The sequence below is a fragment of the Kordia jejudonensis genome (assembly GCF_001005315.1).
Lineage (GTDB): Bacteria > Bacteroidota > Bacteroidia > Flavobacteriales > Flavobacteriaceae > Kordia > Kordia jejudonensis.
Window position 1 is genome coordinate 103,953 of the sequence record NZ_LBMG01000007.1, and the last position, 22,808, is coordinate 126,760.

14 protein-coding genes are annotated in these 22,808 nt (G+C 36.0%); 6 read left to right on the forward strand and 8 right to left on the reverse strand.

Features of this window, described 5'->3' with window-relative positions:
* Positions 1-6 precede the first annotated feature (6 nt).
* A complete protein-coding gene (locus tag AA089_RS05545; RefSeq protein ID WP_046755935.1) occupies positions 7-462 on the reverse strand; it encodes a nucleoside deaminase in 456 nt (151 codons plus the stop codon).
* 254 nt (positions 463-716) lie between these two features.
* Here AA089_RS05545 and AA089_RS05550 point away from each other — a divergent pair, with 254 nt between their 5' ends.
* Positions 717-2,486 carry a 1-deoxy-D-xylulose-5-phosphate synthase gene (locus AA089_RS05550; RefSeq protein WP_046755936.1) on the forward strand — a complete coding sequence of 590 codons (1,770 nt, stop codon included), beginning with the start codon at positions 717-719 and terminating at the stop codon, positions 2,484-2,486.
* A 65-nt stretch (positions 2,487-2,551) separates the two neighbouring features.
* Here the strand turns inward: AA089_RS05550 and AA089_RS05555 are convergent, their stop codons facing one another.
* From AA089_RS05555 to AA089_RS05570, 4 genes are read right to left on the reverse strand one after another with little or no spacing between them, the layout of a single operon-like run.
* Positions 2,552-2,962, reverse strand: coding sequence for a DUF1801 domain-containing protein (locus AA089_RS05555; protein WP_046755937.1), 411 nt, complete (start codon positions 2,960-2,962; stop codon positions 2,552-2,554).
* A 19-nt stretch (positions 2,963-2,981) separates the two neighbouring features.
* The gene (locus AA089_RS05560) at positions 2,982-5,786 is read right to left on the reverse strand and encodes a T9SS type A sorting domain-containing protein (RefSeq protein WP_053002211.1); all 2,805 of its coding nucleotides are present in this window, start codon (positions 5,784-5,786) and stop codon (positions 2,982-2,984) included.
* A gap of 59 nt (positions 5,787-5,845) precedes the next feature.
* Positions 5,846-8,749: a M4 family metallopeptidase gene (locus tag AA089_RS23525; protein ID WP_082113206.1), complete on the reverse strand. Its 2,904-nt coding sequence runs from the start codon at positions 8,747-8,749 to the stop codon at positions 5,846-5,848.
* A 37-nt stretch (positions 8,750-8,786) separates the two neighbouring features.
* A complete protein-coding gene (locus AA089_RS05570; protein WP_046755938.1) occupies positions 8,787-10,130 on the reverse strand; it encodes a deoxyguanosinetriphosphate triphosphohydrolase in 1,344 nt (447 codons plus the stop codon).
* Between the two features lie 248 nt (positions 10,131-10,378).
* Here AA089_RS05570 and AA089_RS05575 point away from each other — a divergent pair, with 248 nt between their 5' ends.
* Both AA089_RS05575 and AA089_RS05580 read left to right on the forward strand, forming a co-directional pair.
* The gene (locus tag AA089_RS05575; RefSeq protein ID WP_156168913.1) at positions 10,379-12,952 is read left to right on the forward strand and encodes an inorganic phosphate transporter; all 2,574 of its coding nucleotides are present in this window, start codon (positions 10,379-10,381) and stop codon (positions 12,950-12,952) included.
* Between the two features lie 108 nt (positions 12,953-13,060).
* Positions 13,061-13,765, forward strand: a complete 705-nt coding sequence (locus tag AA089_RS05580) for a DUF6503 family protein (RefSeq protein WP_046755939.1) — start codon at positions 13,061-13,063, stop codon at positions 13,763-13,765.
* 2,648 nt (positions 13,766-16,413) lie between these two features.
* Here the strand turns inward: AA089_RS05580 and AA089_RS05585 are convergent.
* The 3 genes from AA089_RS05585 to AA089_RS05595 form a co-directional block, all read right to left on the reverse strand.
* Positions 16,414-18,849: a ribonucleoside-diphosphate reductase subunit alpha gene (locus AA089_RS05585; RefSeq protein ID WP_046755940.1), complete on the reverse strand. Its 2,436-nt coding sequence runs from the start codon at positions 18,847-18,849 to the stop codon at positions 16,414-16,416.
* 151 nt (positions 18,850-19,000) lie between these two features.
* Positions 19,001-19,981: a ribonucleotide-diphosphate reductase subunit beta gene (locus AA089_RS05590; protein ID WP_046755941.1), complete on the reverse strand. Its 981-nt coding sequence runs from the start codon at positions 19,979-19,981 to the stop codon at positions 19,001-19,003.
* A gap of 273 nt (positions 19,982-20,254) precedes the next feature.
* The gene (locus AA089_RS05595; RefSeq protein WP_046755942.1) at positions 20,255-20,824 is read right to left on the reverse strand and encodes a DUF3109 family protein; all 570 of its coding nucleotides are present in this window, start codon (positions 20,822-20,824) and stop codon (positions 20,255-20,257) included.
* A gap of 158 nt (positions 20,825-20,982) precedes the next feature.
* On the opposite strand from AA089_RS05595, the gene AA089_RS05600 reads away from it, so the two are divergent.
* From AA089_RS05600 to AA089_RS05610, 3 genes are all read left to right on the forward strand, one after another.
* On the forward strand, positions 20,983-21,567 hold the full coding sequence (locus tag AA089_RS05600) for a MarC family protein (protein WP_046755943.1): 585 nt from the start codon (positions 20,983-20,985) through the stop codon (positions 21,565-21,567).
* A gap of 82 nt (positions 21,568-21,649) precedes the next feature.
* Positions 21,650-21,853, forward strand: coding sequence for a hypothetical protein (locus tag AA089_RS05605; protein ID WP_046755981.1), 204 nt, complete (start codon positions 21,650-21,652; stop codon positions 21,851-21,853).
* The gene (locus tag AA089_RS05610; protein ID WP_046755944.1) at positions 21,853-22,455 is read left to right on the forward strand and encodes an FAD-dependent oxidoreductase; all 603 of its coding nucleotides are present in this window, start codon (positions 21,853-21,855) and stop codon (positions 22,453-22,455) included. Before AA089_RS05605 ends, AA089_RS05610 begins: the two co-directional genes overlap by 1 nt.
* Positions 22,456-22,808: the final 353 nt, after the last annotated feature.

The window sequence follows — 22,808 nt, forward strand, 5'->3', positions numbered from 1 at the left end:
ACTGGATTAATTTAAATTTCGCTTTTCAATAAAAAAACGTTTCAATAGTTGCGAAGCTTCTTTTGCCATTACACCACCTTTCATAACTGTTTTTGGATGCAATTTTGTGTCTAAGGCTATACAACCACGTTCTTCATCACGAGCGCCGTATACAATGTTTGAAATTTGACTCCAATACAGCGCGCCCGCGCACATTTGACACGGTTCGAGCGTTACGTACAACGTACATCTTTTTAAATATTTTCCACCTAAAAAATTTGCTGCTGCCGTAATAGCTTGCATTTCTGCATGTGCCGTCACATCGGTTAAAGTTTCCGTTAGGTTGTGTCCGCGCGCAATGACTCTATTGTCAATCACAATGACAGCGCCCACAGGAACTTCGCCTTTTTCAAACGCCATTTCCGCTTCTTGCAGTGCTTTTTTCATGAAATAATTATCGTCGAAGATGTTTTCGAGTTGCATAGACTAACTTTTTTTAGGCAAAGCTACGGTTTATACTATACTTTTTAATGCCAAAAGTGCCACCATTTGCATATATGACCTCCAAAATTGGCAAATGCTGATACTGAAAAAGTTAAAGTTACTACCAAAAGTAATTGCGAACGTTTGGTTATTTTTTTCATATTGAATTCTTTATGTTCTCAAATTACAAAAAAAGTAAACAATAAGAACACCTCAATTTAAAATCGTAATTTTACAATTCTTAATTGTTTTACATGAACAAACTCCTTTCACATATCAATTCGCCTATCGATTTACGTAAACTTTCTAAAAACGAATTGCCACAAGTTGCGCAAGAATTACGCGAATTTATTATTGATATTGTCGCTACGAAAGAAGGACATTTGGGTGCAAGTTTGGGCGTTGTCGATCTTACAATTGCCTTGCATTATGTATTTGATACACCAAAAGATTTACTTGTTTGGGATGTTGGTCATCAAGCCTATGGACATAAAATTTTAACGGAAAGAAGAGCAGTTTTTCATACCAACCGACAAAAAAATGGAATTTCAGGTTTCCCAAAACGCGATGAAAGTGACTATGATACCTTTGGCGTGGGACATTCGTCTACAGCAATTTCTGCGGCTTTAGGAATGGCAATTGCTTCCAAGTTGCAAAATAATTTTACCAAACAACATATTGCCGTGGTTGGCGATGCGTCTATTGCCAGTGGAATGGCGTTTGAAGCCATGAATCATGCAGGCGTTACAGATACAAATATTTTGATCATCCTGAATGATAATGCGATTGGAATTGATCCAAGTGTTGGTGCGTTGAAACAGTATTTAACGAATGTAAAGAAAGGAACACAGAAGCAAGATAATATTTTTGAAGCGCTAAATTTTGATTATTCTGGACCCATTGACGGACATGATATGCTAGGTATCGTTGCCGAATTGAAACGCTTGAAAACTGTAAAAGGTCCAAAGTTTTTGCATGTAATTACTACGAAAGGAAAAGGATTACGCAAAGCTGAAGAAGATCAAGTAAAGTATCATGCGCCAGGAAAGTTTGATAAACTCACAGGAGAATTAGCGCCAAAAAATACCGCACATTTACCACCAAAGTTTCAAGACGTTTTTGGACATACGATTGTAGAACTTGCCAAAGAGAATAAAAATATTGTGGGAATCACGCCAGCAATGCCAACAGGAAGTTCGTTGAAATATATGATGGAAGCGATTCCTGAACGTGCGTTTGATGTTGGTATTGCCGAACAACACGCTGTAACGTTAGCCGCTGGAATGGCAACGCAAGGTTTAATTCCGTTTTGCAATGTATATTCTACATTTTTGCAACGCGCATACGATCAGGTAATACATGATGTTGCGTTGCAAAATTTGCCTGTAATTTTTTGTTTGGACAGAGCCGGATTGGTAGGACAAGATGGTGCTACACATCACGGTGTGTTTGATTTGGCGTATTTGCGCTGCATACCAAACCTCATCATTTTTGCTCCTTTGAATGAAGTTGCGTTGCGAAACATCATGTATACTGCGCAACTTGGTTTGAAACATCCTATTGCCATTCGTTATCCAAGAGGTCGTGGCGTCATGACAGATTGGAAACAACCGTTTTCTACTATTGAAATTGGAAAAGGAACATGCATCAATGAAGGTAGTGAAGTTGCAATTTTGAGTATTGGAGCTATTGGAAATAGTGTGATTGATCTGTGCAAAGAAGCTGATTTTTCAGGTAACGTAGCTCATTATGATATGCAGTTTGTAAAACCGTTGGACGAAGTGTTATTACATGAAATTTTCAAAAAATTTGATGCAATTATCACACTTGAAGATGGTACCATACAAGGTGGTTTTGGAAGTGCTGTGAGTGCGTTTGCTTCGCAGCATCAATATTCAAATAAGTTGTATGTATTAGGAGTTCCTGATCGTTTTGTGGAACATGGAACTGTAGATGAATTGTATGAAGAATGTGGAATTTCGAAAGATGCAATTAAGGAATTAGTGTCGAATTTATTGACATAAGTCACGAATTTATATTTTTTTGGCATGAATTGTAACTCGCTTTTGCAGTGGAATCTGTTTTTGCATCATCGTTCCCAAAGATCACTTTTTTCAATGAGTTGTTTGAGAATTTCCATATCAACATCTGCCAAATTTTTAATGTATAAACAACCTTTGCCCGTTTTGTGTTTTCCGAGTTTACTGAGCAATTCTTCCTGTGCACTGACATCGAACATCATGTATAATGACATGTGTGCTTTTGCTGGAGAAAATCCTGTATTGAACCATTCAAATTCGTCTCCATTTTTTCGCTGATAAGAATATTTGCCGTAACCAATCATCTTCTTTCCCCAAATTTTAGGCTCTTTTCCCGTGATTTCTTTGAAAACTTCTAGTAATGTTTTGCTATCTGCTTTCCGCGTTTCGTTCTCAACAGCATCTACAAATGCATATACATCTTGATCTGTTTCCGCATTGACAAGTGTTTTTTTAGCCATGTTTTAGATTTTTTAACTGTTATTTTATCAGTATTCGAATCACTTTTGTACGTTCTCCTTGTCGCATCTTCACAAAGTATATTCCTGAAGATAAAGAAGTTAAATGTACGCTTTTTGGCGCATTTTTGGTAAGATTTACAGTTTGATTGTACACTTGTTGTCCTGATATATTGTAAATTAACATATCTGCTTGCCCGTTTTCATTCGCGCTAAGCGTAATGTTTCCATCAGAAATGGTAGGATAGATTTTGAAGTTTTCCGTTGGAGAAAATTCAGAAGTCGTGAGTGTTCCTGTTAAGAATTTCCCCGTAAATAAACCACGTCCGTACGTAGATGCCAACACCGTATGATCTGAAGTGCGTTCGTCTAAATCTGTCACAGAAACGGCGCGCATTCCGTTGTTAGATTGTATCCAAGTTGGCGAAGTAGTATCAAAATTTTGCGATCGCCAAACGCCTAAATCGGTTCCTACGATCACTTCTGAGCCCGCCGTAATTAACGGATTCATCAAGATACATTTTACGGGTAAATCGGGCAAATTTCCTTCTTTACTTTGCCATAAAACTCCTTGATTATCAGAGAACCAAATATTTGAAACTCCGTAATTATGAAACGTAACCAATAGCTCATTTTCCGTGAGACCAAATTCAATATCAGAAATACTTCCGACAAAATTAGCATCACTAATGTCTGTAAATGTTGGTGTTTGCGTGTGAGGATTATCGATTTTCAGGAGTTTCCCATTTTTTAAACCTGCATATAAGGTTTGTCCGTCTGCTGCTATTTTGAGCGCTGTGGGAGCATTATCAAGCAATGGATCTGTTAAGTTGAAAGTGGCAACAGTACCATTTCCTCCATTTACGTTTGTGTGTTGTCCTATGCGAAAGCTTCCATTAGACGTTGATGCATTTGTATATAAGATGTTTCCTGTTTTATCTAATGCAGCGGCGTTTATAAATTCGCCTTCTCGAAAACTAACTGTATTTGATTCGAATGCGATAAAATAACCCACATTTACATCAAACGAGGGATATGGAACATGTGCATGATTCATAAACGGAAACGAAATGACGGCATATCCATCGTCTTCGTCAATTTCAAGATACGCACCATCGCCAGAAATGATGGAAGTAAAGTTATTGCTTCCTATAGCAGCATCAATAGCTGATAGACTTCCATAGTCTTGTGTTCCACCAGCAATGTCGTCTCCATCTAAGATGTCATTTTCTGCAATAGCTCCAGTATAAAACTGCGTTACATTGTAATTTAGAACTCTTTTTTGAATGGCATTTGCATCATTTACTGCCGTAGAAAAGTGATCGCTATAGTATACGCCTCCATCGTTTCCAATGATTGCTTCGTTGTTGTTATTAGGTCTAAAAACGATGGCATGTTGATCTGGATGAATGAGCGAAGCCGTGATGTTTTCTAAACCGCTGTTGTTTTTCCATTTGGAAATTTGATCCCAATTGTTGTTCGTTGTGTTGTATTTGAAGAGATCAATACCGCCAACATATAGATTGTCGTTTGCGTCTGCTTCAACTACTAAGTCGTAAAATGCTTGATTTCGAGTGAAATCGGTAGCAGGAATACCACTGTCAGCATCATTCGGTTCTACGAATGGCGTTACTGTGTTGAAATTGTCATCTGTGAAGAATATATCTGCTTGATTGTTGACTTCGGCAAGTATCCAAAATGTTCCTGGCGTTGTGGATGAAGGTTCTATTTCCGTGCGTTTAGCATTTGGAATGGTATGTTTTTGCTGAAATGTAATTCCATCGGAAGATGTATATATTTGTCCGCCAATGTTATTGAAGAAATCGCCTGTTGTTGCTAACCAAATGTCATTGTTTAGATCAATTTCAATATCGTTTGGATTTTGGTACAATCCACTTGGATATTGAATGGGAAAGCGTGACCAATTGTTTCCGCCATCGGTTGATTTGTACAATCCGCGTTGGTTGTATCCTAATACATTGAATGGTCCATGCGCATTTCGGTAAACGGCACTTGCTACAGAAGCATATAATTCGGTTGTTCCGTTGTTATTTCTCGCGACCAAATCATTGATATAAAATACACCATCAACATAGTATGTAGCGGGATCAGCAGAAGCTGTTCCAAAGTTTCCGCCATATATTTGTTGCCAAGTTGTACCGCCATCAGTTGATTTGTAGATTCCGTTTCCAACAGCATCGCCAGTTATATAAGATTCGCCAGAACCTAAGTATAACGTATTGGTATTATTTGGATCGACTATGAGTACAGAAACCGAGATATTATCGGGCAAACCCGTGACCAATTGCCAAGATGAGTTTGCGTCTGTGATATCGTTATTTACCCATAATCCACCTGAGACACTTCCTGCAAAGACACGTGTATAATCGTCTGCTGGATTTGCATTGTTGACATCGTTTGGATCAAATAGGATGGCGCGCGTACGTCCGCCAGTATTGTTGGGACCTCTTTCTTCCCAAGCATTATCAAACCTATCGCCTGGTGCGCGTTCTTGTGTATTTTGCAATTGTTGTTGTAAACGTGCTAATACTTCTGGCGTTGGTCTTCCTAAATTGGGATTCATGGTAAGTTCCCATTGTTGTTCAAAGTATGCGTTTGGCGGTAATCCTTGTAATTTTCGCTCTTGGCGAGCTAAGTTTTTAGAAACTTGAAACGGACTGTTTTCTAAGTGATACGCGTGCGTTTCTTGAATACTTTTTTTAGGAACTTTTTCTTCTTCTTTTTTATATTTACTACTAAGTATGTAACCGATAATGGCTAGAAATAGCAGTATATAAAATATCCTTCTCTTTTTTCTTCTGTCCATATGTATAGATCGATTTTCCAAGAGAAGGATATTTATGTTTGTAATTGAGTGTTTATGTATTACTCAATGATAATTTTTCTAGATTCTGTAAAATTGTCTCCTTCAACTCTTAGAATGTATAATCCAGATTGTAGGTTATCTAAATTAAAGTTTACAGTTCCTGTTAAAGTTACATTTTTTGTGTAAATACTTCTTCCATTGATATCAAAAATATTTACAGAAACATCGCCTAAGTTTTTATTAGCCTGAATGTTAAAGCTTCCTTTTGATGGGTTTGGATATACTGAGAAGCTATTGTTGTTTGCAAAATCGTCAACACTTAAGCTAGAGTTTACTGCTAAGTTATCAATGATTGGTCCTTCTTGGTTTGTAGCTTGATCAGCAACCATTGCAAATCTGAATACGATACTTGATTCACTACTTAAAGCGATTAAGTTATAGCTATATTCTTGCATTGTTGTGTTTGTTCCTGTCCATTGTGCTCCAGGGCAGTTAAAACAGTCTGTATTTCCTGAAGAAGCTGCTGTTCTGTCACTGTTGTACCAGTTCGGATCGTTTGCAGAACCTAATATATTCCAGTTATCGCCTCCATCTGTAGTGTATTCTACGAAGAGAATATCCCAGTTTTGCTCAAGATCGTATGCTAAGTCGAATACGATTTGTGGATTTGTAATCTGCGTTAAATCGTAACATTCCGTTAGTAAGTAACTACGGGTATTTTGGAAGTGATTTCCGTTAAGATTCGTTGCATATACATCTCCTTCTAATACTGTTGATTGGAATACGCTTCCTGCTTGTGCATACGTTCCTCTACTCCATAGTTGAGGAATTCCTTCCGCGTATGTATTTAGTTCATCATCTATCGATTCAAAATCATTCACTGCTTGTGGCGTTCCAACTTCATTGATTCGGATAGCAAAACCTTCTGTATTGTTGGTTGCATCTTGATCGTTAGGTGTTGCAATTGTAAAACTTACGGCATGGAATCCGCGTGTCATTGTTATTGCAGGAATGTTAATGTCTTGCGTTGCTCCAACAGGAATATTTACATTGAACGTTGAAGTTGTAGCTGCTCCGCCATCAATTGTATAGCTTACATCTACGGAAGTGATTGCATTGGTAACACCTGAATTTTCTACTGTTATTACTGGACTAAATGTGTTTAATCCACAGTTGATTTCAGGATCCGTTATAGCTGCTATACGTGCATCTGTGTCTAGTGCTACATATGGACCTCCTACGTTTACTGCGTAGAATGCATCTTGTGTTGCAATAGCTTCTGGACTGTTTGAGCCGTATAAGTTGATTGCTATTTCTATTCCTGCATTTCTAGCATCTAAGAATGTACTGTTTGGTGTTAAATAGTCTCTTAATGTTAAGTATGCTATTTCTTCGGCTTTTTGCATTCCGATTCCATTTACATTGAATACATCAAATACATCATTTGTTCCAGATCCACCTTGTACTAATAAGTAAAACCAGTGGTTTAGTACACCACTATTACTGTGAACTCCACATTGATCGTTTGAACTATTTGGTGTAGGACAACCTGAAACTGTGGTTGCTCTCCAGTTAGCTCCAAGATATGTATCAGGATCTCCAAACATATTTGGATTGCTCATGCTACGAATTCCGAGTCCGTTAGAAACAATTTCTTCTCCAATTTGCCATGTTTCAGCATTTGGGTTTAAGTCATCTGCGTTTCCTTTTGCATAGAATTCAATGGCTGCTCCCCATAAATCAGAGTATCCTTCGTTTAATGCTCCAGATTCTCTTGCGTATACTAGGTTGTTGGCAAATTGTGTGACTCCATGACCAATTTCGTGAGCAACAATATCTATACATGTTAATGGCTGAATTCCTCCGCCACCGTCTCCGTATGACATTACCGAACCATTCCAAGCTGCATTTACCCAGCTTCCTCCTGTTTGTGGACTGTTTACGTGAACGTAGCTTCGCATAGAAAATCCGTTTCCGTCAATACCATCTCTTCCATGTACCGCTAACCAATAATCGTATGATTGCATTGCTCCCCAATGTGCATCTAAGGCAGCATTGTCAGGACTTGGAAGTGACCAAATATTGTCAGCATCTGTAAATTCAGCAAAGTTATTGATGTATCCACCACCAAAAGGAATGTTTTGTGCATCTCTTGTGAATACATTTCTTGAGTCATCATTTAGTGTAAACACACCTGTAGTTTCTAAACGTGTTTCAATGTCACGTAATCCGCTGTAACGTGTGTTTGCAGATCCAAGAACAAACATTGCAGATTCAGCTTTGTTAACTGAAACTAAGTTTGCAGGATTGTTTAGTATTTCACGACCTTCGTTGTTGTGATGTTTTATAATTTTATTGTAAAATAAGATTTCTCCATTTTGAGCGTCCACATACACTTCTCCTCTACTTACAGGTTTTGTAGCGTAGATATCAAATTTGTAAGCTAGGTTTAGTAAACCAGAATAGGTATCCATTTCAGGAAGTAATACCAATTCGCCTGTTGGTTTTGAATAGTTAATGGCAGCAGCTTCTGAAGCGTTTGACCATAAATATTCTTGTGCTCCAATGTGTGCAGTTGCTTTGTTAAATGCTTCTACAGGAGATAATGCAGGAGAAAGGTTGACACCAACTCCATTATATACTTCTCCGTTGATACTTTTTACAGTATTGTTTTTAGAATGCACAATCAACGTACCAAATTCTACTTTGATTCCGTTGTAGTATTGTTGCATTTTCTCGTGTTTCATTCCTTTTCTATCCTGATTGACAGTTGTAGATTGAAATACGTTGTTTTCGTCTAATTTAAATTTTTGCAAGAATTCACGCTGCGCTTGTGCCGAAGAGACATCTTTTGTGAATTGCATACGCTTATTCGCAGATACGGCTTGGTCTTGTGCATTTGTTTGTAAGATAAACATAGCACAGAATAGCATCATTCCAGTTTTAATGTAATTTGAATACATAGATAGTAAATTGGGTTAAAATATCTTAATTATAAATTTATAATGTTTTGGCTGTCAATTTGTTAAATAAGAATACCGCCTTACTATCTGATAATCTAGATACGAAATTAGTGATATTCATCAGCCTTTTGTACAAATGATCTGTAGAGTAGTCTACAGTTTCAGGTAAAACTTTCAAAATTAATTTGTCATAGTTTGATAGGGAATCATTATGGTAGTTTGTTGTTGCTGTAATAAATGTATCCAGCAGGTGTTGCAATACGTGATAACCTGTAATTTCTTTTTCTATAACTTCCTTACTCTGATATATCTTTTCAACACTTATTTTAATAATGTCATCAATTTGTGCTTTATATTTACTCTTATCTAATATACTTACGAGAAAATTACCATTTCGGATTGCTTCTTCGTTTTCTAAAAAGATTCGAGCCGCATCATTTATGAGTGTATTGATAGATAGTGCTCTTAGATAACTCAACCGATCTTCACGATATTGTAATGAGTTATACTTTTCCGTCTGAATATTGTCTCGAACTAAGTTGATTAAATATTCTAATGCATATTCTTCCTGAATGAGCCCAAGATTGATTCCGTCTTCAAAATCAATGATTGTATAACAAATATCGTCGGCAGCTTCTACTAAAAATGTCAATGGATGTCGCGCATATCTGAGGTCGTTTCCTTCTCCGTAAGTTTTTAAACCTAATTCGTTGGCTACATCGGTAAATGCATTTTTTTCCGATTGAAAAATACCGTACTTTTTATCTGCTATATGCTTTGTGGGCTTTTTGGGTAACGATTGCTTCGGATATTTCATAAACGCGCCAAGGGTTGCATAACTTAGACGTAAACTTCCATTGACTCCTTTACGGTTTTCGGTTAAAATTTTAAAACCATTGGCATTTCCTTCAAAATCACATAAATCCTGATATTCTTTAGGTGTTAGTTGTGATTGAAATTGTGTACCGTTTTTAATTTTAAAATATTCGCCAATCGCTTTCTCTCCCGAATGTCCAAAAGGTGGATTTCCAATGTCGTGCGCTAAGGCTGCCGCAGCAACAATAGCACCAAAGTCATTGAACTGAAATCCGTGAACTTCTTTAAGGTGTGGATACTTTTCTAATAGTTTTTTTCCAACACTTCTTCCTAAACTTCTCCCAACAACCGACACTTCCAAACTGTGTGTCAATCGGGTATGTACGAAATCTGTTTTGGATAACGGAACAACTTGTGTTTTGTCCTGTAAGCTACGAAAAGCAGAAGAAAATATGATTCGATCATAATCTACTTCAAAGCCAAGCCTAGTTTCATCTTGTTCTTTTCGAAGTCGCTTATGGGTATCCCCGTAACGTTTTAACGAGAGTAATTGTTCCCAATTCATTGGTAAATAGCATTTTTTCCTTGCAATATACTACATAAATAATTGATATGCCAACCTTAAGGATTTCTGAGGCGTATATTATTGATTTTAAGCAAAAAATCGTGATTTTTACTTACAAATTTGACTTATTTGTTATATTTATGAATCGTAATAAATACAAAACTCATTATCAACTAAGATATAACCTTATGGTAACATTACATTTGGTAACACTATTGATATTTGTAAATTATTTTTAATACCCTCATATGGATAATATTTACTTACTGATGATTATTGCACTGACTGTGTTAGCAATTGCTGATTTGGTCGTTGGAGTGAGTAATGATGCAGTAAACTTCTTAAATTCTGCCATTGGTTCCAAAGCTATTTCTTTTAAAACGATTATGATTGTTGCCAGTCTTGGTGTTGCCATTGGTGCAATTTTTTCAAGCGGTTTAATGGAAGTTGCGCGTAAAGGAATCTTTAATCCTGAACATTTTGTTTTTCATGAAATCATGATCATTTTCATGGCTGTTATGATTACCGATATTCTACTACTCGATTTTTTTAATAGTGTCGGAATGCCAACATCGACAACGGTTTCCATCGTTTTTGAATTGCTTGGAGCTGCCGTAGCAATGGCGTTAATTAAGATCAATAGTGCTGATGTAGGTCAGAAAATGGAGTTGTTAGAATATATAAATACATCACAAGCGACTAAGATTATTATCGGAATATTGCTCTCCGTTGTCGTCGCATTTACCATTGGTGCCATTGTACAATGGATTAGCCGATTATTATTGTCATATAATTTTGATAAAAAAGCACGTTGGGTTGGTGCCTTGTTTGGCGGAATTGCCTTAACAGCAATTACCTATTTTATTTTTGTAAAAGGAATTAAAGGAACTGATTATTCTAAATCAATTGTCGATATTTTATATAATGGTCCCATTGATGGAGTTGTGGCTTGGGTAAACCAATACTTTGGCACAGAATACAAAACCGTTCAGGAAATCTTGAGTCATGATGACATGAAGGGAATCATAACAATTGATACTACTTCAGGTGTAACTTCATTGACATTGAAAGGGTTTTTAGAAATCTATGTATTGCCTATTGTTGCTATCAGTCTTGTCGTTTGGTCTATTATTTCCTATTTGGTAATGTCATTGCTAAAAACCAATATCTATAAACTCATTATTATTGTAGGAACGTTTGCTTTGGCACTGGCTTTCGCTGGAAACGACTTGGTCAACTTTATTGGTGTACCAATTGCTGGTTGGCAATCGTTTGATAAATTTATGGCCGCCGCAGGAGATTCACCAGATATTGTTACTGCTGCACAAGGTTTTAAAATGGACTTTCTAGGAAAAACAGTAGCAACACCTACAATTTTCCTTGTCATGGCGGGATTAATTATGGTTGTAACACTATGGTTTTCAAGCAAAGCAAAAGCTGTTGTGAAAACTTCACTTGACTTATCAAGTCAGGAACAAACTAAAGAACGTTTTCAGCCAAATTTCTTATCTAGAGGTTTTGTACGTATGGCCATTGGAATTTCGCAATGGACTTCCGCCATTGTGCCTGCATCTTGGCAAGTTAAGATTGACAAACAATTTGAAGTGCCTGCGCTAAAAGCATATAAAAACAAAGAAGATATTCCTGCTTTCGATATGGTTCGTGCCGCAGTAAATCTTATGGTTGCTAGTGTATTAATTTCTCTTGCCACTTCATTAGGATTGCCATTATCTACAACATATGTAACATTTATGGTTGCTATGGGAACGTCTTTAGCCGATAGAGCTTGGGGCGCAGAAAGTGCTGTATATAGAGTTGCTGGAGTATTAAATGTAATTGGCGGATGGTTTTTTACTGCCTTTATTGCCTTTCTTGCCGCAGCAATCATAGCTTTCTTATTAAATATTCACTTACCAATAATGCTTGGTGTTTTACTAACTGTAGCTTCCTTTTTATTGATTCGCAATTATGTGAACCACAATAAAAAAGCAAAAGAAGCAAAAGTTGAAGACAGTTTGCAAAAAGCCGAAAGTAGTTCTGTACAAGGCGTAATTCACGAAAGTGCAAACAATATTGCAAATGTAGTCAAGCGTGGTAATCGAATTTACACAAGTGCTATCAACGGACTGGCCAAACAAGATTTGGCAATGCTCAAGAAGAACAAAAAGAACATCGTAAAACTTTCTACAGAAATTGACGAATTGCGTGATAATATCTTTTATTTCATCAAAAATCTTGACGAATCAAGTATTGGCGCAAGTAACTTCTACATTAATATTTTAGGCTATTTACAAGATATGACTCAATCATTAGAATACATTTCTAAAGTAAGTCACAAGCATGTAAACAACAATCATAAGAAGTTAAAATTCAACCAAATAAAAGAATTAAAACAAGTTGATGAAGCCTTAGAAAACTTATTTAATAATACCAAAGTTGCCTTCGATTCAAGATCATTTGAACGAATTGGCGATATTTTAGATAACAAAAAGCAAACTTTCGATTTGGTTTCTCAAAAAATTCAAGCGCAAGTTGCACGAACTAGAACTGAAGAATCAAGTCCGAAAAACACAACGCTTTACTTTAGTTTACTATTAGAAACAAAAGATTTATTAAATGCTACGATGAATCTTTTAGAAGAATACCATAACGCACACGATGGTTCCGTAAAACCTGCAACAATTACTATTGGAAACACTACGATTGAAATGCAGCCTGAAGACAAATCTGAAGCTAAAAAAGCTGCTCCAAACGTAGCTGAAACAAAACCTACGGAAGAGTCAGATACTAATGGAGACGAAGCTTCTGATACAGAAAAATAATACCATCTTTATATAATTTAGGAAAAACACAATCGTAATGGTTGTGTTTTTTATTTTCATCTCATTCAAAATTTCTATCTTAGGCAAACCAATTTTAAAACAAAACTCATGTTCAAGTCGTTTTTTACCTATGTTCTTTTACTTTTTTCTGCTTTCGCGACAGGACAAGAACTCACAGGACCGCAATTGCTTGAAAAGGCCATTCAATACCATGATCCTAGTGGAAATTGGAACACGTTCAATGGAATCCTAAACATTACCATGGAAACGCCTAAAAATCCTGATCGGGTAAGTACTATCAAAATAAATTTACCACAAGAATACTTTTATGTAAAAGCTACACGTGGCGAAAAAACAACAGAATATACGGTTGAAAAAGACAATTGTTCTATTGGTTTTAATGGAAAAACTGAACTTTCTGATGCTCTTAAAAAAGAACACAATTTGAGTTGTGAACGCGCCAATTTATATAAAAATTATTATACGTATTTATATGGTTTACCTATGAAATTGAAAGATGAAGGTACCATCATTGATCCGAAAGTGACAAAAAAGACTTTTAAAGGCAAAGAATATTTGGTATTAAAAGCCACCTACACGGAAGATGTTGGTAAAGATACTTGGTATTTTTATTTTGATCCAACAACCTACGCTATGGAAGTATATCAGTTTTTTAAAGACGAATCTAAAAATGATGGCGAGTATATTCTGCTAACGGAAGAAGCTGTGATTAACGATATTAAAATGCCAAAAAAACGTGCTTGGTATTATAATAAAGACAACGGATATTTGGGAACGGATATTTTGAAGTAGATTGCTGCGCTTTTAGAAAGCTAGATTGTCGGATGCTTTGCTGTTAGATAATTAGATCAATCGCCAGCGCGAGTTTGCAACTCGTGATTTTGTAAAAAAAGATCGTTTATACTATTGGATTTTTAGATCGTTAGATCGCTACGCTGTTAGAAAGTCAGATTGTCAGATTCGTCATGCTCAACTTGATGCAGATCACATAAAATAGCTTTTCAAATAGTACTTCCATGTACTTCTCGATACTAATTTGCTCCACAAATTCACTCGAAGTAACGTTTGTAACTTCCTTGCTTGTCATTCCGCACTTGATGCGGAATCCAATTTAAAACACAATGGATTACTGCCTACACAGAAATGACCGTTTTATAACGATATTCGTCGTATTGCCAGATTCGTCATGCTCAACTTGATGCAGATCACATAAAATAGCTATCACAAATAGTGCTTCCATGCACTTCTCGATACTAATTTATTGCACAAATTCACTCGAAGTGACGTTTGTAACTTCCTTGCTTGTCATTCCGCACTTGATGCGGAATCCAATTTAAAACATAATGGATTCCTGCCTACGCAGGAATGACAGTTTTGTAACGATATTCATCGCATTGCCAGCGCGAGTTTGCAACTCGTGATTTTGTAAAAAAGATCGTTTATACTATTAGATTATTAGATTGTTAGATCGCTACGCTGTTAGAAAGTTAGATTGCCAGATTCGTCATGCTGAACTTGATTCAGCATCACATAAAATAGCTTTTCAAATGGTACTTCCATGTACTTCTCGATACTAATTTGTTGCACAAATTCACTTGAAGTAACGTTTGTAACTTCCTTGCTTGTCATTCCGCACTTGATGCGGAATCCAATTTAAAACACAATGGATTCCTGCCTACGCAGGAATGACAGTTCCGTAACAATATTCATCAATCGCCAGCGCGAGTTTGCAACTCGTGATTTTGTAAAAAAGATCGTTTATACTATTGGATTATTAGATTGTTAGATCGCTACGCTGTTAGAAAGTTAGATTGCCAGATTCGTCATGCTGAACTTGATTCTGCATCACGTAAAATAGCTTTTCAAATAGTGCTTTCATGTACTTCTCGATACTAATTTGCTCCACAAATTCACTTGAAGTAACGTTTGTAACTTCCTTGCTTGTCATTCCGCACTTGATGCGGAATCCAATTTAAAACACAATGGATTACTGCCTACACAGAAATGACCGTTTTATAACGATATTCGTCGTATTGCCAGATTCGTCATGCTCAACTTGATGCAGATCACATAAAATAGCTTTTCAAATAGTACTTCCATGTACTTCTCGATACTAATTTGCTCCACAAATTCACTTGAAGTAACGTTTGTAACTTCCTTGCTTGTCATTCCGCACTTGATGCGGAATCCAATTTAAAACACAATGGATTACTGCCTACACAGAAATGACCGTTTTATAACGATATTCGTCGTATTGCCAGATTCGTCATGCTCAACTTGATGCAGATCACATAAAATAGCTATCACAAATAGTGCTTCCATGCACTTCTCGATACTAATTTATTGCACAAATTCACTCGAAGTGACGTTTGTAACTTCCTTGCTTGTCATTCCGCACTTGATGCGGAATCCAATTTAAAACATAATGGATTCCTGCCTACGCAGGAATGACAGTTCCGTAACAATATTCATCAATCGCCAGCGCGAGTTTGCAACTCGTGATTTTGTAAAAAAGATCGTTTATACTATTGGATTATTAGATTGTTAGATCGCTACGCTGTTAGAAAGTTAGATTGCCAGATTCGTCATGCTGAACTTGATTCTGCATCACGTAAAATAGCTTTTCAAATAGTGCTTTCATGTACTTCTCGATACTAATTTGCTCCACAAATTCACTTGAAGTAACGTTTGTAACTTCCTTGCTTGTCATTCCGCACTTGATGCGGAATCCAATTTAAAACACAATGGATTACTGCCTACACAGAAATGACCGTTTTATAACGATATTCGTCGTATTGCCAGATTCGTCATGCTCAACTTGATGCAGATCACATAAAATAGCTATCACAAATAGTGCTTCCATGCACTTCTCGATACTAATTTATTGCACAAATTCACTCGAAGTGACGTTTGTAACTTCCTTGCTTGTCATTCCGCACTTGATGCGGAATCCAATTTAAAACATAATGGATTCCTGCCTACGCAGGAATGACAGTTTTGTAACGATATTCATCGCATTGCCAGCGCGAGTTTGCAACTCGTGATTTTGTAAAAAAGATCGTTTATACTATTAGATTATTAGATTGTTAGATCGCTACGCTGTTAGAAAGTTAGATTGCCAGATTCGTCATGCTGAACTTGATTCAGCATCACATAAAATAGCTTTTCAAATGGTACTTCCATGTACTTCTCGATACTAATTTGTTGCACAAATTCACTTGAAGTAACGTTTGTAACTTCCTTGCTTGTCATTCCGCACTTGATGCGGAATCCAATTTAAAACACAATGGATTACTGCCTACACAGAAATGACCGTTTTATAACGATATTCATCAATCGCTAGCGCGAGTTTGCAACTCGTGCTTTCAATCTTAAAAACAAAAAAAAGGAACGTCATGCAACGTTCCTTTTCTATTTTTAGTCGGTTTTTTATCTATACTTTATGAACCACACATTAAGCAATCATCATCTTCATTCTCTTTGGCTCTTGCAATCATTTCTTTCATTTCTTGCGGTGTTAACGGCTCTACGGCAATTGGAGTTGGCTTCGCGCCTACGGCTCCTGCGGCAACTTCAACAACTTCCGCTGCTACTGGTGCTTTTTTCACTGCTTTCTTTACCGTAAATTTAATCGCATCAACTGCCGATTTCGTACGTAAGTAATACATTCCCGTTTTTAACCCAGATTTCCAAGCGTAGAAATGCATTGACGTTAATTTTGCCATTGTTGCACCTTCCATAAACAAGTTCAGTGATTGCGATTGATCAATGAAATATCCTCTGTGACGCGACATATCAATGATATCTTTCATACTCAATTCCCAAACTGTTTTATACAATTCTTTGATGTCTTGTGGAATTTCATCAATATGCTGAATAGATCCATTAGCACGCATCAATTCTTGCTTTAAATCTTCTGTCCAAAGGTTTAAGCTTACTAAATCTTCTAGTAAATGCTTATTTACCACAATGAATTCTCCTGAAAGTACTCTACGTGTGTAAATGTTTGAAGTATAAGGCTCAAAACATTCGTTGTTTCCAAGAATCTGAGACGTAGAAGCTGTTGGCATTGGCGCTACTAATAATGAGTTTCGCACACCATTTTTGGCAACTTGCTTGCGCAGTTTTCCCCAGTCCCAACGACCGCTTAATTCTTCATCTTTAATTCCCCATAAATTGTGCTGAAATTCTCCTTGTGATATTGGCGAACCTTCATATGTTTGGTATGGACCTTCTACTTTTGCCAATTCCATCGAAGCGGTTACTGCGGCAAAATAAAGCGTTTCAAAAATTTCTTGATTCAGTTTTTTAGCTTCATCCGATGTAAATGGCATACGTAATTTAATGAACGTATCTGCCAATCCTTGTACACCTAATCCAATTGGACGGTGACGGAAGTTAGAGTTTTCTGCTTCCTTTACAGGATAGTAATTACGATCAATTACGGTATTTAAGTTCTTTGTTACACGTTTTGTAACACGGAATAATTCTTTATGATCAAACTCTTTTCCTTTGACAAACATTGGCAATGCAATAGACGCCAAGTTACACACAGCTACTTCATCAGGAGATGTATACTCCATGATTTCTGTACATAAGTTTGAAGAACGAATTGTTCCCAAGTTCTTTTGGTTCGATTTACGGTTTGCCGCATCTTTATACAACATGTACGGCGTTCCTGTTTCAATTTGCGATTCTAGGATTTTTTCCCATAATTCACGCGCTTTGATCGTTTTTCTTCCTTTTCCTAATGATTCGTATTTTAAGTACATTTCATCAAACTCATCACTGTGTACGTTGAATAAGTTTGGACATTCATTAGGACACATTAACGTCCATGGACCGTTTTCTTCCACACGTTTCATGAATAAATCTGGAATCCACATCGCATAGAACAAATCACGCGCACGCATTTCTTCTTTACCGTGGTTTTTCTTTAGGTCTAAGAAATCAAAAATATCGGCATGCCAAGGTTCTATATATATTGCGAACGAGCCTTTACGTTTTCCACCACCTTGATCTACATAACGAGCCGTATCATTGTACACTTGTAACATTGGTACAATTCCGTTACTTGTACCATTGGTACCTGCAATGTATGATCCTGTAGCACGAACATTGTGAATAGACAAGCCAATTCCTCCTGCTGATTGTGATATTTTCGCCGTTTGTTTTAGTGTATCGTAAATTCCGTCAATACTATCATCTTTCATTGCTAATAAGAAACATGATGACATTTGTGGTTTTGGTGTTCCCGAATTGAACAACGTTGGTGTTGCGTGCGTAAAGTACTTTTTAGACATTAACTCATACGTTTCAAGTGCCGCATCTAAGTCGTTTAAATGAATTCCGACAGAAACACGCATTAACATATGTTGTGGACGTTCGGCAATTTTACCATTTAATTTTAGTAAGTACGAACGTTCTAAGGTTTTGAACCCAAAGTAATCATATCCAAAGTCACGATTATAGATAATGGTAGAATCTAACCGATCTGCATTTTCCATAATTACATTATATACCTCATCGGATAATAATGGTGCTTTCTTTCCTGTTCTTGGATTTACATATTCGTACAAATCCACCATGGTTTCAGAAAATGATTTTTTGGTGTTTTTATGTAAGTTTGATACAGAAATACGCGCAGCTAATCGAGCATAATCAGGATGCGTAGTGGTCATTGTGGCGGCAATTTCTGCTGCCAAATTATCTAATTCTGATGTGGTAACTCCATCGTATAATCCTTCAATTACACGCATGGCAACTTTTACAGGATCTACCAAATCGTTTAAGCCATAACATAACTTTCTCACTCGTGAAGTGATCTTGTCAAACATCATTGGCTCTTTTCTTCCATCTCTTTTTACTACAAACATATGCTCGTCTATTTTTTTAGTTCTTCTGACTTTCGTTCAGAAAAGGGGTTAGTTATTTTACCAATCTTTCGGCGAAAAAATTGGTATTTCGGGTATTTTTATGTGTTTTTAAGTTTTAACTGCACGCAATTAAAAACTTATGGATTTTTAACTAGAAATCAGCGTCAAAGCTAAATTTGTCTGACTCTTCTTCTTTATTTAAGACACCTGCTTTTTGATATTCAGATACTCTTTTTTCGAAGAAGTTTGTTTTACCTTGAAGGGAAATCATATCCATAAAATCGAATGGATTTGATACATTATACTCTTTTTCACAACCCAATTCTTGTAAAAGTCTGTCGGTAACAAACTCCAAGTATTGTGTCATTAATTTAGCGTTCATTCCTATAAGACTTACAGGTAATGATTCTGTAATGAATTCACGTTCGATGTTTAATGCATCGACAATAATACCACGAATACGTTCTTTAGGAACTTTATTTACGAGGTGATTATTGTGTAAGTGTACTGCAAAATCACAGTGAACACCTTCATCACGAGAGATTAACTCGTTAGAAAACGTTAATCCTGGCATGATTCCTCTTTTCTTTAACCAATAAATAGAACAAAATGCACCTGAGAAGAAAATACCTTCTACGGCTGCAAACGCTATTAAACGTTCTGCAAAACTTGGTGAATCAATCCATTGTAAAGCCCAATCTGCCTTCTTTTTGATGGCTGGGAAGTTTTCAATTGCCTTGAATAATTTATCTTTTTCTTTTTCATCTTTCACATACGTATCAATTAATAATGAGTATGTTTCTGAGTGAATGTTTTCCATCATAATTTGGAAACCGTAGAAAAATTTAGCTTCAGAATATTGTACTTCGTTTACAAAGTTTTCTGCTAAATTTTCATTTACAATTCCGTCTGATGCTGCAAAAAATGCTAAGATATGTTTGATAAAGTAACGCTCGTCATCATTCAATTTTGTTGACCAATCTGTCAAATCTTGGTGAAGGTCTATTTCTTCCGCTGTCCAAAAACTAGCTTCAGACTTCTTATACCATTCCCAAATATCTGCATGTTTGATTGGAAAAATCACAAATCTGTCTTTGTTTTCTTGTAAGATGGGTTCTATTGCTGATGACATAAAATTATTGAGTTTTTAATGTAAAATTTGGTAAAAAGACTATTGTTTGATTTGGGAATAACAAAGATTGAAAAATGTATGCGAAAATGAAAGCCTAACTTATTCACAATGTTCGTGAGTTTTTAACAACAGTACAGTTTTTTCTTACTTTTTGACGTTTTTTCAAAATGGCATTTTTTACTGATTATCAGGTATTTACAAGAATCAATTCTTTGGTAGCAGTGATAAAACCAGCGTTTTTAAAAAAAAATGAGAAAATGAAATTTTAACTATTTAGCGACCTAATTTTTGTGCAGTCTTTTCCAATTCGGCATACCAATCTTCGCCAAATTTTCGAACTAGGGCATCTTTTACAAATTTGTAAACTGGCACTTGCAATTCTTTCCCCAAAGTACAAGCATCATCACATATTTGCCATTTGTGATAGTTGACGGCTGCAAAATCACTGTATTCTTCAATTCGAACTGGATATAAGTGACAAGAAATTGGTTTTTTCCAATCAATGAGTCCTTTATTATAAGCTTCTTCTATGCCGCACAAAGCCGTTTGCTTGTCATCAAAAATAACATACGCACATTCGGCACCATTTACTAACGGAGTTTCCAAGTCGCCATTGTCTCTTACAATATAGGTTCCTTGTGCTTCAATAGCTTCTATTCCTTCTTTTCTAAGGAAAGGTTTTACCGTATCATAAATACGATCTAGTTTTTTTATTTCATCATGATCTAATGGTGCGCCTGCATCACCTTCAACACAACAAATTCCTTTGCATGCTTTTAAGTTGCACACAAAATCCTTCTCAATAATATCTTCCGAAACGATGGTTTTTCCTAATTGAAACATGCTGCAAATATACTTTTTCTAGACTTTTTTATTCTGCTAAATTCACGATTTTTTTGAGCGTACAAAATTTACTTTAATTTAATCTAAAAAATATATGCATTTCCTTTGGTAATTAGTGGAATAATGTACTTTTGCCGCGAATTTAAAAACGTATCGAAATGGAGTTAAATTTTAAACACATTTTAACAGCAAGTATGGTACTTTTTGCTGTTATTGATATTATTGGTAACATTCCAATTATCATTGATTTACGCCGTAAAACGGGACACATTCAATCAGGGAAAGCTACGATTATTGCAGGGATTATTTTGACCGTGTTTTTATTCGTGGGACAAAGTGTATTAAGCTTAATTGGAATTACCGTAAGTCAGTTTGCTATTGCAGGTTCATTTGTCCTATTTTTTCTTGCCCTAGAAATGATTTTAGGAATCACATTATTCAAAGAAGATGATGAAGGCGCATTGAGTGATGCTTCTGTGTTTCCTATTGCATTTCCATTGGTAGCAGGTCCAGGAAGTTTAACATCAATTTTATCACTGCGTGCCGAATTTACAGTAATAAATATTGTCATTGCCATTCTAATCAACATGATTATCATGTATATTGTACTGAAAGCTTCCGCTAAAATTGAACGCTTGTTAGGACAAAATGGAATTCGAATTTTACGAAAAGTATTTGGTGTCATTTTATTAGCGATTGCTGTTAAGATTTTTACAACAGGTATTCAAAAAATATTTGCGTAATTTTGCAAACAGAATACGTATTGCGCACATCGTTGTACAAATTGATGTGCGCAGTACTCTTTTGATCCTAAATTCACACAAAATGAAACTATTTACATACATATTTATTGCAATTGCCACGTTACTTTGTATTTACAATGCAACAAAACTTGATTTTTCAAATTTGCTACAAGGCGACAGTTTGGTTGCTTTAATTAGTATTGTAGCATCACTTTGCGCAATTCTAATTTTATTAATTTTTATGACTTCAAAGAAAATTGAAGATAAAGTTAAGAAGAATAAGTAATGTTTGATGTGCTCATTATTGGTGGCGGCGTTTCAGGAATGCAATGCGCGCTTGTATTAGGTTCTGCAAAGACAAAACCTTTTGCAGTAGACAAAAAAATGGGGATTATTTTACATCAAAGGTCTTCACATTTACAAAATGCTTTGTTTAATAATGTACTCGGTTTACCAGAAGGAAAAACAGGTGCAGAAATTTTACAAGAAGGACGCGCACATTTACAAGATGTATATCCGCATGTACTTCAAATTGAGAAAGAAAAAGTAATAGAAATTTCGGGGGAAGCTGGCAATTTTCAAATTACAACAAACAAGAATACGTATCAAAGTAAAATTGTTGTCATTGCACTAAATTATGCAAAGCCGTTTACAATTGAAGGTTTAGAAGAATTTATTGCGCCGCATCCAAGAGCTGCTGCCAAAAAAGATCGGATTTATCTGAAAAACGAAGATCATTTGGTCACAAAAGGCTTGTACGTTTGTGGTACCATTGCAGGTTGGCGAAGTCAGTTTGCTATTGCCGCAGGAAGTGGTGCGCAAGTTGCAACAGATATTTTAACGCTTTGGAATGATGGAAATCATACGAAAGTACATGATAAGATATAGTTAGGGTTTAAGAATCAAAAGTAAAGAAACAAGAACATAGAAAATAGAGGCAAGACTGTTTTTGAGTACGTTTTTAACTTGATGATTCTGATCTAAATAGTTTATGGGTTTATGATTCAATTATATATTGAAAAACACTCATCTGACAAAAAAAGAAGCTTTCTAAAGAAACAAGAATATAGAAAATAGAGGTAAGACTGTTTTTGAGTACGATTTAACTTTATGATTCTGATCTAAATAGTTTATGGGTTTGTGAGTCAATAGTATATTGAAAATCACTCATCTGACAAAAAAAGAAGCTTTCCAAAGAAACAAGAACATAGAAAATAGAGGCAAGACTGTTTTTGAATACG